A 13,794-nucleotide genomic window follows, 5' to 3' on the forward strand; every position below is an offset into this window, starting at 1 on the left:
AGGGTTCAGGGTTCAGGGTTTCAAACCCGGAACCACGAACCACGAACCCGGAACCGGGTTTTCTCACCACTTCAAAAGATCGATCTCGTCGATCGCGACCGTCTCGCGGTTGCGGAACATCGCGATGACTATGCCCAGCCCCACCGCCGCTTCTGCCGCCGCCACGACGATGATGAATATGGTGAACACCGGGCCGGAAAGCGGATTCACCGCCAGACCCTTCGCCATGAGCACTTCCTTGTTCAACTCGAGATAGCGCGAGAACGCAATAAGGTTGAGGTTGACCGCGTTCAGAATCAGCTCGATAGACATGAAGATGATGATAATGTTGCGGCGCGACAGCACCCCGGCGACCCCAACGACGAACAGCAGAAAGCTGAGCATCAGGAAATTGATGAGCGTGGGTTCGAACCGCTTGAGAAATGGTTGCTGGGCCTGTAAGAGCACCGGGGCAACATAGGCAATTGCGCCTATGATGATACTGATCACAGCGTCCCCCCCATTGAATTGCCGATTGCCGATTGCCGATCGCCGATTTCTGAGAAGTACGATTCTCTTTCAATCGGCAATCGGCAATCGGCAATCGGTAATCTATTATTCATAGTACTTCTCTTGTTTTGTTCCGCGCGCGAGGAGCACCGCGCCTACCATCGCAACCAGCAACAGCAGCGATGCTATCTCGAACGGTAAAGCCGCTTGCCGGTAGAGCTGTTCGCCTACTTCCTGGGTATCCTTGGACATGGTTGAGCCGGCGCCCGCGGACGTTCGCTCGCTGCTGTCAACTAGAGCCGCGGTGGTTGCGGCATCGGGCGGTCTGAAAGCCGCCTGAGCCGGGTTCATCGCGAAGTAGAACGATACCGCAAGCAGCAAAGCGATCATCACCGCCGGCCAGGTCTGCCCGGTGTAGAGCCTGACTCGGGACTCTTCTTCAGCGCGTGTCTGCACGAGCATGATCACAAACAGGAACAACACCATCACGCCGCCTACGTATACCAGTATCTGCACACCGGCTACGAACTCCGCGCGCAGAAGTATGAACAGCAGCGCTACGTTGACCAGGGTCGAGATAAGAAACAGGGCCGAGTGCACGGCTACGCGAGCCGTCACCACGAAGACGGCCATGAACAAAGTCATGATGGCTAGCACGTAGAATAGCGCCGCTTCCCAACCGTGTAATTGCATATAGGACCTATAGGACCAATATGGCCAATAACCAATGACTATTTCGCATAGCGCACATAGTTGATGCCCTTCTCGAGCATCTCGCGGTCCCACCGGAAGCCTGCGCGATGATAGACCGCAAGCTCAAAGCTCTGCGTAAGCTCGAGGCAATCCGTCGGACAGGCTTCGACGCACAGGTTGCAAAACATGCATCGCGACGTGTCGAAGATAAAGGTGGTCAGCACCTTCTTCTTGTTCACTTTCTCGCCGTCGCGAACCTCGCGGCGCAACGAACCGACCTCGATGCAATCGACCGGGCATACGAGCGCGCAAAGATCGCACGCGATGCACAGAGTCGTGCCGTTTTCAGGATCGAGATTCAACCGAGGCGCGCCGCGAAATCTCTCGGACACCCGCGCAGGCTCGAGCGGATACTGCTCGGTGTAGATCGCCTGGTTAGGGTTGCCGCCGTCGCGCGGCTCATACAGCGCTCTGGCGTTGTACTTGAACGTGACCATCAAGCCCTTGAACAGATCGAGCAACAATAGCCTTCTGATCAACTGGCCGAGGGTGCGCTTCGCTGCTTGTGTCTTTACTGCTTGCATAAAATTACCTGCTAAGAAATAGTGCTATTGGCCGCCGGTTTCTGCCGGTTGGGCCTCGCCGCCTTGTTGCAGCATCTTCTCCAGCCGCTCGCGCCGAAGCTGCATCTGAAGCTGGCGCTGGTCGTGCAAGTTGAAGTCACGCGACCGGCGGTTGATCGTCGCCAGCAGTCCCCAAACAATTGGAACGGTAATGACGAAGCCGGTGACGATGAAATAAATAATGCCCGCATACCTGGTCGGGATCAACCGGCCTTTTTCCTCGTGCATCAACCCGAGCAGGCCGCCTTGCGACTTCGGCATCGCGAGCACGAACCAGATTCCGGTCAATACTATGTTAGCGAGGCCGGCGGGTATCATCCACTTCCACCCGAGCTCCATCAACTGGTCATAGCGGTAGCGCGGCCACGTCCAGCGGAACCACATATACACATAGATCAAAGCGAATATCTTCGCCGCGAATACCAGGATGCTCAGGAACACAAACAGAGTCGGGTTCGTTATCAGGCTTAGCCCTGGAAACTGCCATCCGCCGAGAAAGACCGTCACCGCGACCGCTGACGTGACGATCATCGCCGAGTATTCGGCCATGAAAAAGAGCGCCCACCGGAAACCCGAATACTCGGTGTGATAACCGGCGACCAGTTCCGATTCGGCTTCCGGTAAATCAAACGGCGCCCGGTTGGTTTCGCCCAGCGCGCTGATGGCATAAACAAGAAAACCGAGCGGCTGAAAGAGGATGTACCAGACGCCGTCAGCCTTCTGAGCGTCGATGATGCCCGACATCGAAAGCGTCCTTGCAAACATCAATGCTCCGATGAGCGAAAGGCCCATCCCGATTTCGTAGCTTACCATCTGAGCCGATGAGCGAAGCGCGCCAAGCAACGAGTACTTCGAGTTCGACCCCCAACCCGCGAGCACCAGACCTAACACGCCGACCGATGACACCGCGAGTATGAACAGGAGTCCGATGTTGACGTTGGCGATTGTAGCCCAGGCGGCGCCCCACGGGATAACCGCCAGCACCACCAGCGCCGCGACAACCGAAACGATCGGGGCGATGATGAATACGGCGCGGTCCGCTTTGATCGGGATGATGTCCTCTTTGAGCAGAAGCTTGATTCCGTCCGCAAGCGGCTGAAGCAATCCCCACGGCCCCACGCGCATCGGCCCGAGCCGCGCCTGCATGAACGCCGACACCTTGCGCTCGAGATAGACAAGGTATGCAACCAGAGTCAGGACGATGAACAGTACGACTACGATCTGAATGGCTGGCCACACTATGTACTCGGCCAAGAACGCATTTGGCCGCCGCTCGCCGGTCAAGCTCACGACCCAATCGGGCGCGACGAAAAGCAGAGTTGCTAGGATGGCTTGCATATTGAACCCCAAGTGATGCGTGATCCGTGATCCGTGATGCGTGATCCGTGATCCGTGATGCGTGATTCGTGATAGCTTCCTCGGAGCGTCACCCATCACTCGTCACGCATCACTCTTCACGCATCACGCTTCACTCTTCACGCGTCACCTATCCACTTCCCCAAGCACTATATCGAGCGTCCCGATGAGGGCTACGACATCGGCTACCAGGTGGCCGATGGACATTCGCTTTAGCGATTGCAGATTGATGTAAGACGGCGGACGAATGCGCATCCGGTAAGGCTTGCCCGTTCCATCGCTCACCATGTACACGCCGAGCTCGCCCTTGGGCCCTTCGATCGAGTGATATATCTCGCCGACCGGCGGCTTTATTATCTTTGGCACCTTGGCCATCACCGGACCATCGGGCAATCCGTCGAGCGCCTGCTCGATGATCAGCGCCGACTGCTTCAGCTCTTCCATGCGAACAAGGTAGCGATCGTATGTATCGCCGTTCTCGCCGATGGGTATTTCAAAATTGAAATCGGCGTACGCTGAGTAGGGCTGCGCTTTTCGCACATCATACTTGACTCCCGATCCGCGCAACGCCGGGCCGGTCAAGCTGAGGTTGATGGCTTCTTCGGCCGGAAGAATGCCGATGCCGACGGTTCGCTGCAGCCAGATTCGATTTGCGTTCAACAGCGTCTCATACTCGTCTATGCGTCCGGGCAGTATTTTGAGAAACGCACGCACTCGCGCTTCGAACTCCGGGTACGCGTCCCACCACAAGCCGCCTATGCGGAACGCATGCGCGGTGAGCCGCGCGCCGATGAAGTCTTCGAATATCTTGAGTATCTCTTCGCGCTCGCGAAAGCAGTAAAGCAGCACGGTGACCGCGCCGATGTCCATCGCGTGCGTTCCCAACCAAAGAAGGTGCGACGCGATGCGCTGAAGCTCGGTGAGGATGACCCGCAGGTATTCGGCTCGCTTGGGCACTTCCACCTGGAGCATTTTCTCGACGCCTTCGACGTAGCAAAGATCGTTGGATACCGCGGCTACGTAATCGAGCCGGTCCCAGTAAGGCGTGATCATAGCGTAGGTGTCGTGCTCGCCGATCTTCTCGACGCCTCGATGGAGGAAGCCGATATCACAGTCGAGACCAACTACTGTCTCGCCGTCGAGCTTCAAGATCACTCGCAGCACTCCGTGAGTAGACGGGTGCTGCGGGCCCATGTTGAGCACCATCTCTTCGGCGTCGAAGAGCGTTTCTTGTCCTTTTGGTACTTGCTGTTCCTGCATATCGTCTGGAAGAGCGGTTGGGGAAACTCACCCGCGACCTTACTATCCTCCATCTTCCATCTTCTATCTTCTTTCAGCGTACTTCACATCAATCAGGCTCGTATCGTAGTCGATCTCGCGATAGTCAAGATGCTCATCGGTCCATGCGTTGTCTCGATATTCAATCGGGTACTCTTTGCGAAGCGGATGGCCCGGCCAGTCCGATGGAAGCAGTATGCGCCTGAGATCCGGATGGCCTTCGAAGATTATGCCGAACATATCGAAGACCTCGCGCTCCATCCAGTTCGCGCCCGCCCATATCGGGGTCAAGCTCGGGCAAATTTCGCCGTCGGCCAGCGAGACCTTCACTCGAAGCCGGCGATTCTTTGGCACCGAATATAGGAGTATAACGACATCGAACTCCTGGCCCGCGCGCTCCGGCCAGTGAATGGCGGTCAGATCGGTGCACATATCGAAGAGCGCCTCCTGGTCATCGTGCAGGAAGCGGCAAAGCTCGACGAGCGTTTCCTTTTTGACGCGAATAATCTGCTGGCCGAGCGTTGCCACGGCCTCGGTGACCGCGCCGGCGAACCGCTCGCGGATCCGGTCGATTAACGGATCACTGGCGATGTCGACTGTGACTACCGGACCCTTCTTCGGTGGAGGAGCCGGCTTGTGACCCGCTGCAGGAGCGGCTTTCGGGGGAGCGGGCTTCGCGGCAGCAGCAGGCGGAGGAGACGGTTTCGCGGTTCCAGCCTCCTCGGAGGTGGGTTCTTTCTCTTGTCCGCTGGCGGCGTCAGGCTGGGAAGTGCGCTGTGATTCAGCGCCTTCACCGGCTCCGGTCGCCTGCTCCTTGCTTCCCGAGATGTCTGGTTGGCCCGCGTCTGACTTATCCGTGGAAGACCCTTTGTCAGCGCTTTGATTGGATGTGTCCTTAGTCTCGTCTCCCATGTTTTACCCAACAACAGCGCACAGACGTTTCCGTGCGTTTAACTGGTAACAGGACGGCTATGACTGCTTTGAAAAAGAAGTGCTGCCGGTCAAACCAAAGCTTATTATCGAGAGATGCTTTTAGCATAGCGCCGAAAGTATTGTCAATCTGGGGGTAGAGGATGAGTCTCGGCGCAAATGTCCGACAAACTTCAGTTTGTCGATGGCGCAGTACATATGGACTGCGCCGCCTTTGAGTGAGAAATGGACGGCACTGGCAGCAGCGCCCCTTTGGCTTTGGCGGAGGCTGGATCGCCCTTTGAAAGTGGACCGTCTCGACTGCGAAGCGAAAGCGGCGGCGTAGTTGTCGCCCAAGCGAAGTGTCGCCGGGTGCCGCCGCAGTCCATATGCGCGACATGGACAGCGCCCTCTCAACTGACTTGAATTCGTAGAGGACTGCGGTATAGTCTTGCCCGGCTTATGAGTACTGAAAGCAAAATCTCTGTCGAAGAGGCTAACACGGCCTTCTATCGCGCGCTCGAATCCGGAGTGCTTGGGCGGATGGACGACGTGTGGGCTCACGAAGACTGGGTGAGGTGCGTGCACCCCGGATGGGACTTGTTGACTGGCTGGAATCGCGTGCGAGAAAGCTGGGAAATGATATTTGAGAGTGGACAGAAACTGCGGGCGACGCCGTCAGACGTATGGGTCCACACCGATGGGGACTTCGCCTGGGTGACCTGCACTGAAAACATCACGGTCTTCAATGAATCAAGCTTTGACTCCGCGCTGGCTGCGGCAACCAACCTTTTTATTCGAAGCGAGGGTCGCTGGCTGATGGTCCACCATCATGCGTCCCCGATCCCCATCGTCGTTCCCGACAACGCTTCGGACACGATTCAGTAGTTCCGAGTTTTCGGAAGAAATCCAGAATTTCATCTCCAATATTTTGAGGAAAATCCTGCCTAATTGCTCGTGCCGGGTTTAAGTAACCGGACGAGAAAAGTTTAGGAGTTGTACGAAATCTGCGCTTAACGAAGGAACCCCGCTTGCTAGCGTAGGGTCAGACGTTGAGGAGTGTGCCAGTCCGTAAACAATCACTGAAACCGAAGGGTTAGGAAAAGGAGAGACCAGTATGACAAGACGTATCACAAGTCTACTGATGCTGGCTGCGTTGTTGACATCGTCACTCGCCGTCAGCCACGCCCAAACGGCCACTGCTACGATCGTAGGCACGGTTCTCGATCCACAGGGTGGCGTAGTAGCCAATGCCACCGTTGTAGCAAGGAACGTTGACACGGGGATCGAACGAACAACCAAATCGACCTCCGAAGGATTGTACAGGTTCGGCAACTTGCCGCCTGGTGTTTATGACGTGCGAGTTGATGCGCAGGGCTTTTCCAAAGCAGAAGTCAAAGCGGTCAAACTTCAGGTGGGGGAACAGCGAGATGTGAATTTCGCCCTGCTTGTCTCCGGCGCAACAGCGACTGTGGACATAACCGCGAGCGACGCTCTGGTAGAGACAGGGAAGACCGATGTTTCAAGTGTCATTGACAGCAAACAGGTTGCGACCCTTCCCACTACCACAAGCTTCAACGGCATTGGCGGCGTCGCCAACGACTACGCCGGCCTCGCAGCGATCGCACCGGGGGTCAAGTACGACTTGACCACCATCTCAAGCGACCTGATAGGTCCGGGAGCCGTGAACAACCGCGGTATCCAGGTAAACGTTGACGGCGGAACCATATCCGACCAGGTTGTCTCAGGGCGCGACTCGCTTGGGGCGTCGGTTGAAGAAGTGAAAGAGTTCCAGGTGCTGACCAACAGCTACAACGCCGAATATGGCCAGTCGGGCGGCGTCGTGCTCAACGTGATTACCAAGTCGGGAACGAACGGCTTTCACGGCGACGGGCATTACTACACCCGCGGCCGGAACTTGACGGCTTCCAACTTCTTCTACAACACAAGCGACGCCGCTAATTTCCGCCGCGCGCCGTTCCACAAGTACGAAGGCGGATTCACCGCGGGCGGGCCATTCATCAAGGACCGGACCTTCTGGTTCACCAGCTATGAGCAGACCCGCCAGGCAACGCCGCTTCAGTTGACCCCGCCGGGCGGCTCCATCAATCTCACAGTGCCGACAAAGGAATTGTTGTGGTCCGCGAAAGTTGACCATAAGCTTTCGACCAACAATAGCATCTCGGCGCGCTTCAATTTGCAGCGAGACTTGACCGACAACATACTGGTGCAGATTGCCAACTTTGCCGCGCCAGAGTCGCTGGTTTCCGCGGTAATCCACGATCACACGCTCAACGTCTCGTTGACCTCCACGCCGACGACACACATAGTCAACGAAGCGCGATTCTTCTGGCACCACCTCTTGAGCGCGACCCCAACAAAGAGCGAACAGCCCGGCCAGTTGGGCGCGAACTTTTATGTTGGAGCGGCGTTCTGCTGCCCGCAGGGCGCGGATCAGGATCGCTATCAGTTCATAGATAACCTGTCGTGGACGCGTGGTGCGCATACGGTGAAAACCGGCGTCAACATAAGCCACTTCCCGTATGCCTCACTGTTCACACAGTTCGCCTTTGGCCTGTACAGAGGCTTCCCGCGGCCTGCACCTAATCCCGGACTGCCGACTCAGTTCCAGGTCGGAATTGGCCCGGCGCGAGTCAACGCGAGCGATAACATCTACGGCTTCTACGTACAGGATACCTGGAAGCTGAAGTCGAACCTGACGCTCAACTATGGCGTGCGGTACGACCTCGAAGACGGTGCGTTCAAGGGCGGCACAATAAAGGCCGATGTGAAAGGCGGTTGTCTGCAAGGAAACGGGATCGTTCCAGCTTGCTCGTCGGATCACAATAACTTCCAGCCGCGGGTAGGCCTGGCGTGGAGCCCACATTATGAGAACGGTTTCATGCACACGCTGTTCGGCAACCCGGAGCAAACCGTAATACGAGGTTCATTCGCCGAAGTCACTCAGCTTGCCTATCTCAACGTGTCTCTCGATTCGTTGAACTTCGACGGTGTGAATCTGTTCACGACTACGTTCACCCAGCCGTCGGTTCTTGCCTTCTTCCCGAACCGGCCACCGGACAGCCTTCTCTCGACGCTAAGGGCACCCGGCTTCTTTGGCCGGCTGCGTCCGATTTCAAATGATCTGCGCAATCCGGAAGTCCGCCATTTCAATGCGTCGATCACTCGGCAGATCGGCCGGCGCCTCGTGTTGGATGTTGGCTACATTGGCGTGCTCGGATTCGGGCTGTTCGGCGAGCGCGACACAAACTTCCCGATTATCAAGGCCGACCCGCGACATCCGGGCTTCTTCTATTTCGGCCAGAGACCGGATGAGCGGCTCGACGCGGTGCGCACAAACGAGAACTCGCGCACCTCTGCCTATCACGGACTGGTGGTGAGCGCCACGAAGCGGCTGTCCCATCACTTCCAATTTCAGGGAGGCTACGTGCTCTCGAAGCAGCTTTCCTCATCCGAGGACTTCTTCGGTCTTTCTGAGCCTGGCGATGTGGCCAATATTCGCGCAGAGCGCGCGTTGGCGCAGAGCGACACACGGCATCAGGGGAACTTTGGCTTTGTGTTTGATACCGAGCGGCTCTCCGGCAGATCGGTCGTCAAACACATAGTCAATAACTGGACGATTGGCGCCATCGGGCAACTCCAGTCAGGACGGCCTTACCCAGTATCGACAGGAGACGTGCCGTTCGCTACATCGGCCTTCTTCGGCGCCGGCAACGAGAGTCAGCAGCGCCCGAACGTGCTGCCGGACGGGACTCTTATTTCGACCAACATTGCCTCAGCTTTCCAGACTAACTTGAATGTGAGCGAGGCGGGCCGCGCCATATGCAACTGCCCGCAGACAACATTCCTGGCTCCGGCGGATGCAGACCCGCGTGGCTCCGTCGACACGTTCAGCGGCGACCTCGTTGACTTCCAATTCGTCAACGGCAACCTGGTCAGGAACGCCGGCAAGGGCAGTCCCTACATTCGCTTCGATATGTCGTTTATCAAGGCGTTTCCGATCCGGGAGAGGATGCGTCTGGAGGTGAAGGCCGACGTCTTCAACATCTTCAACCATCCGCTCTTCCTCCTGTTCAACACTAACGACGTGCTTAGCCTGATGGCGCCTTCCGCTGATCCGAACTGCCGCGTGTGCCTCAACGCGCACACCGGCCGGTACATCGGCCGCGATGGCCGTGAGCTGAAGATTCAGGACTTGCAGAACGGTCGTGTAAGTCGCGATTTGCTGACCCCAAACTTCGGCCCATCCCTCCAGGGTCTCGGGGATCCGGCTGCGACCGACATATCGCGGACGGTTCAGGTGTCCATGCGATTCAGGTGGTAACCAACCCGAGACAACACAGGCGGTTGTCTCAATCAAACCGAGAGGCGGGCCAAGGCGGCCCGCCTCTTTGGTCAGGTATCGACAATCGATTCACCTCCGGGCAGACTCTTTTGCTTTTCTTTCGAGTCTACGCGCCGGTGGCCACAGCAGCTCACGTGTGTTGATTGTCGCAGCGGGGTTCTACAAGGACGGCAAGCTCGCGCAACGGACTCCCACCGTTCGTATCACTCAATCGCCTATCTCACCCGGCGCGGGTTTTCCATTAGCCACGCCATTCAAGCTGGCCCACCTCGAACCCGGCGAGTACACGGTAAGAGTCGAGTTGGTGGACGAAGCTACGAAGCAAAAAGAAGCCAAGGAAGCGCGCTTCACGCTGACAAAGTAGGCCCGCAATGACCCCGCGATCGCGCCGGGAATGGCACAGGCGCCGGTCGACCCCAGCGTTTTCCCCACTCAGGGGATTCAAAAATATGAAATAAAATCCAAATTTTCATATCTCCCGGTGCCGAATGGGTTATAATGCGGCTTCAACTCTGAACCTAAGTGGGGAATATAAGAGCTTTCGCCGGTCTTGGGCGGTAGGCTTCGTGCTGGTATATGACTTGCCCCTGTATTACGTCCTCAACCAGTCTTTTCAAGAGAGGTAGCGCGGCAAACCCATGCACATAAGGAGCACTTAGGCGCGTGAAGCACTCTCTAGCGCATACTTGGCCAAGCTCTCGATCGTGCGGGCTTCGGTGTAAACAACGATGTCTAGATGATCCAATCCGAATCAGGAGGTTCAAATGAGAAATCAGTACAAGCGACTGCTGGTGAGTATGGTCTCGCTGGCATTGATAGTGATGAGTCTTGCGCCGCTTACGTTAGCGGCCCAAGAGCCTACCGGAGGTATCGAAGGAACCGTGACCGACCCGCAGGGCGCGGTTATTCCGAACGCGACGATTAGTATCCGCAATACCGGCACGAATGCTACCCGCACCGCCACCGCCGGTGATGACGGTCATTATAAGGCTTCGTCCCTGCCCCCCGGCGTCTATGAAGTAAAAGTGACCGGGCAGGGTTTCAAATCGCAAGTGGCCACCGGGGTGACCGTTGAAGTCGGCAGAACCACGCCTCTCGATGTGAAGCTTGAAATCGGTGGCAGTTCCGAAACGATCACCGTCACTGGCGGCGGCGAAGCGCAGATCGACCGAACCGATAACACCGTATCCGGCGTCGTCGGCACTGTGCAGATCCAGAACCTGCCGCTCAACGGCCGCAACTTCCTGGACCTTGCGCGACTGCAGCCTGGGGCCGAAACCGTTGACGGGGGAAGCTTCGATCCGACCAAGGCAAACTACACCGGTGTTTCAATCGGAGGCCAGGCCGGCCGGTCGACCCAGATCACGGTAGACGGCGGCTCGGTAGTTGACAACGTCGTCGGCACGACCGTTCAGAACTTCTCGCAGGAGATCGTGCAGGAGTTTCAGGTCGGCCTATCGAACGTTGATCTTTCAACCGGAGCATCGGCGGCTGGCTCGGTTAACATCGTCACCAAGGGCGGCACGAACCAGTATCATGGCAATGGCTACTTTTACTGGAGAGATGCGAGATTTGCATCGTTCCCGGCGCTCGATCGCCTGGACGCGGCACACGGCTTACCGCCTGACTTGCAGAGGGCTCGAATACCGTTTGACCGCGAGCAGTTCGGCGGGACCTTCGGCGGCCCGCTCAAGAAAGACAAAGCCTTCTTCTTTGCCAACGTCGAATACAACAACCAGGACGACATCTCCATACACAATCAGACCCCTGGCCTGGTCGGCTTTAACGGCTTCACCGGCAAACCGTTCAACGGGCTACTGGCAACAGGCCGGGTCGATTACAAATGGAACGACAAGACGTCACTGTTCTTCCGCTACTCGCATGACAACAATGATCAACAGGCGCCTTTCGCGCCTGGCACCGGCATCCTGCCGAGGGATAGTGCCAGCGGGATCTTCCAAACAAACGATCAAATTGATCTCAATCGCTCGGATGGCGGCGTTTTTGGCATGACGCGAAGCCTCTCGGCGACTATGATCAATGACTTCCGTTACTCCATCAACGACTTCCACAACCGGATTGATCCGGCGTCGCCGGGCGTCCCCGAGCTGCGGGTAATCAACCCCGATCAGAACTGGAAGTCGGGCGCGAACTACATCACGCCCCAGGTGACCGATCAGCGCCGCAACCAGATTCGGGATGACTTGACCTGGTCGAAGGGCAAGCACTCAATTCGTTTCGGCATCGACTGGGAGCGCACAACAATCGATGGTCAGTTTGCATTTGCCAAACCGTCTCGCGTCCGAATCTATGGGCCTGGCTTTGGCAGCCCGATACCGGTGCTCGCGACAGAGGCAGACTTCCTCAATTCTCCTGCGTACGACATCACCCTCGGCGTCGGCGACGACCTGTTGCCCTTCAACACGTCTGCGGGTGTGACCGCCAACAACCGCTTCCAGTTCTACGGAACCGACGCTTGGAAGATCTCTCGCAACGTCACATTCAACTTCGGTCTGGCATATCGCTATGACACAAACCTGTGGAATCACGATCAGGGTCATCCTGCGATAGTGGCCCCGCTGTTTGGCAAGGGAACCAGCGCAAGCCCGCCCGATAAGAACAACATCGCTCCGCGCTCGGGTTTTGCGTGGGACATCGGCGGCAATGGCCACACAGTCATACGTGGCGGCGTCGGGATATACTACGACACTGCGATTGACAACCTTCGGTTGTTTGAGCGCGCAGACCTCGGCCCTGCAGGGGCGGAACTGTTCCTCGTCGGCGCTGCGATCACCAGCAACCTGCTGCCGGGTGGCGACGGTCGTTTTGCCCTCAGCCCGACCTCGACCAGCTACATAACGCTGGGCAACTTGTTGCCGAAACTCGCCGCGATTCGCAAAGACGTCGAGTCACGCGCGTTTAACTGCACGCTCCCGACGTCGATCGAATGCTTCCACGCCGTATCAGGGCCGCTCTTCTCGACCGAATTCCAGATACCGTACTCATTGCAGTACGCTATCGGCATTCAGAAACAGTTGCCCGGCAAGATGGTGTTGCAGGCAGACTTCAACTATCGGAAGGGCGTGCACGAGGTACTTGTGTACGACGCCAACTTCTTCTCCGCGGTAAACAAGGCTGGTAATCCGTCGCCGACCGTCTCAAGCATTGATTTCGCTGTGCCTTATGCGGACTCGTCAGCTTTCTCAGTCTACAAAGCGCTGTTGGTCCGGCTGGACCGCCGGTTCGACCAGGGCTTCCAAATGACCGCCAGCTACACGATGTCGCGTCTTAGGAACTTTGGGGGTGATGCCCTGGGTCTTGGCCAGACTATTTCCAACCGAAATGATTTCGCCGCAGAGTATGGCCCGGGCGGACTCGATCGAACGCATCGCCTGGTAGTCAGCGCCGTGTGGGAGATGCCCTACTTCAAGGACAGTTCCTCAGCGTTCAAGAAGCAGGTTCTGGGGGGATGGACTGCATCGGTCATCTCGACGGCCATGAGCGGGCTGCCATTCAGCGCGTTCCTACCAGACGGAGTAGATCTGTTCGGGAGCGGCTCGTTCTTCTCCTACCTGCCCGGGACCAAACCTGGAGACATAGGGCGCGATATCAATTCTCTGAGCAAGCTAAATGAGATCATCAGCAACTACAATGCGAACAGGAATTCGTTTGCGGCTCGCATTGAAGGCGGTGTGCCGGTTGATCCTCAGGGCACCGAGCTACGCGAGCTTGCGCTGCTTCCCGAGGGAACGCGGATGGGCGGCGACTCGGTCCTCTCGCAGGATGTTCGTTTGACCAAGACATTCCGAATGTCCGAGTCCAAACATTTGGACCTCATTGGCGAGGTCTTCAATCTTTTCAATGTTGCAAACTTGACCAACATAGCATCCACCACCATTCCGGCTAAAGATGACATATCGGGCCCTGGGGACTTCGTCACGTACAAACCGACCCAGCGCACGACGAACATCTTCGGCACGGGCGGCTCTCGATCCTTCCAGTTCGCATTGAAGTTCACCTTCTAAGCGGGCTCGGATAAAGCTGCTTTCTTTGAATGTGGTGGAGCCCTGGTCCGGCTCC

Annotated in this window: 10 protein-coding genes; 4 read left to right on the forward strand and 6 right to left on the reverse strand. The window is 57.1% G+C overall.

All coding sequences use genetic code 11. The features are described from left to right. Window positions 1-63 precede the first annotated feature (63 nt). The 6 genes from nuoK to AABO57_18185 form a co-directional block, all read right to left on the reverse strand. Window positions 64-384 (reverse strand): NADH-quinone oxidoreductase subunit NuoK, encoded by a 321-nt coding sequence (gene nuoK / locus AABO57_18160; protein MEK6287645.1) that lies wholly within the window; start codon window positions 382-384, stop codon window positions 64-66. Between the two features lie 210 nt (window positions 385-594). Beyond that, window positions 595-1,182, reverse strand: coding sequence for an NADH-quinone oxidoreductase subunit J (locus tag AABO57_18165; protein MEK6287646.1), 588 nt, complete (start codon window positions 1,180-1,182; stop codon window positions 595-597). A gap of 38 nt (window positions 1,183-1,220) precedes the next feature. Then, complete coding sequence (locus tag AABO57_18170; GenBank protein MEK6287647.1) at window positions 1,221-1,766, reverse strand: NADH-quinone oxidoreductase subunit I; 546 nt, start codon at window positions 1,764-1,766, stop codon at window positions 1,221-1,223. A gap of 24 nt (window positions 1,767-1,790) precedes the next feature. After that, complete coding sequence (nuoH, locus tag AABO57_18175) at window positions 1,791-3,143, reverse strand: NADH-quinone oxidoreductase subunit NuoH (GenBank protein ID MEK6287648.1); 1,353 nt, start codon at window positions 3,141-3,143, stop codon at window positions 1,791-1,793. 144 nt (window positions 3,144-3,287) lie between these two features. After that, window positions 3,288-4,421, reverse strand: coding sequence for an NADH-quinone oxidoreductase subunit D (locus AABO57_18180; GenBank protein ID MEK6287649.1), 1,134 nt, complete (start codon window positions 4,419-4,421; stop codon window positions 3,288-3,290). Window positions 4,422-4,484: 63 nt separating this feature from the next. After that, window positions 4,485-5,351, reverse strand: coding sequence for an NADH-quinone oxidoreductase subunit C (locus AABO57_18185; protein ID MEK6287650.1), 867 nt, complete (start codon window positions 5,349-5,351; stop codon window positions 4,485-4,487). A 459-nt stretch (window positions 5,352-5,810) separates the two neighbouring features. On the opposite strand from AABO57_18185, the gene AABO57_18190 reads away from it, so the two are divergent. From AABO57_18190 to AABO57_18205, 4 genes are all read left to right on the forward strand, one after another. Next, window positions 5,811-6,236 (forward strand): nuclear transport factor 2 family protein, encoded by a 426-nt coding sequence (locus AABO57_18190; GenBank protein ID MEK6287651.1) that lies wholly within the window; start codon window positions 5,811-5,813, stop codon window positions 6,234-6,236. A gap of 229 nt (window positions 6,237-6,465) precedes the next feature. After that, on the forward strand, window positions 6,466-9,693 hold the full coding sequence (locus tag AABO57_18195; GenBank protein MEK6287652.1) for a TonB-dependent receptor: 3,228 nt from the start codon (window positions 6,466-6,468) through the stop codon (window positions 9,691-9,693). A 157-nt stretch (window positions 9,694-9,850) separates the two neighbouring features. Next, the gene (locus AABO57_18200; GenBank protein ID MEK6287653.1) at window positions 9,851-10,078 is read left to right on the forward strand and encodes a hypothetical protein; all 228 of its coding nucleotides are present in this window, start codon (window positions 9,851-9,853) and stop codon (window positions 10,076-10,078) included. 400 nt (window positions 10,079-10,478) lie between these two features. Continuing rightward, entirely contained in the window at window positions 10,479-13,739 is a 3,261-nt protein-coding gene (locus AABO57_18205; GenBank protein MEK6287654.1) for a carboxypeptidase regulatory-like domain-containing protein, read from the forward strand. Window positions 13,740-13,794 lie beyond the last annotated feature (55 nt).

This window comes from Acidobacteriota bacterium (genome assembly GCA_038040445.1).
GTDB classification, from domain to species: domain Bacteria; phylum Acidobacteriota; class Blastocatellia; order UBA7656; family UBA7656; genus Onstottus_A; species Onstottus_A frigus.

What these genes read in the sequence shown, in the direction of transcription:
- AABO57_18180 (MEK6287649.1), bottom strand. Translation starts at nt 4,421, where the DNA reads ATGCAGGAACAGCAAGTACCAAAAGGACAAGAAACGCTCTTCGACGCC.
- AABO57_18185 (MEK6287650.1), bottom strand. Translation starts at nt 5,351, where the DNA reads ATGGGAGACGAGACTAAGGACACATCCAATCAAAGCGCTGACAAAGGG.
- AABO57_18195 (MEK6287652.1), top strand. Translation starts at nt 6,466, where the DNA reads ATGACAAGACGTATCACAAGTCTACTGATGCTGGCTGCGTTGTTGACA.
- AABO57_18190 (MEK6287651.1), top strand. Translation starts at nt 5,811, where the DNA reads ATGAGTACTGAAAGCAAAATCTCTGTCGAAGAGGCTAACACGGCCTTC.
- AABO57_18205 (MEK6287654.1), top strand. Translation starts at nt 10,479, where the DNA reads ATGAGAAATCAGTACAAGCGACTGCTGGTGAGTATGGTCTCGCTGGCA.
- AABO57_18165 (MEK6287646.1), bottom strand. Translation starts at nt 1,182, where the DNA reads ATGCAATTACACGGTTGGGAAGCGGCGCTATTCTACGTGCTAGCCATC.
- AABO57_18170 (MEK6287647.1), bottom strand. Translation starts at nt 1,766, where the DNA reads ATGCAAGCAGTAAAGACACAAGCAGCGAAGCGCACCCTCGGCCAGTTG.
- nuoK (MEK6287645.1), bottom strand. Translation starts at nt 384, where the DNA reads ATGCTCAGCTTTCTGCTGTTCGTCGTTGGGGTCGCCGGGGTGCTGTCG.
- nuoH (MEK6287648.1), bottom strand. Translation starts at nt 3,143, where the DNA reads ATGCAAGCCATCCTAGCAACTCTGCTTTTCGTCGCGCCCGATTGGGTC.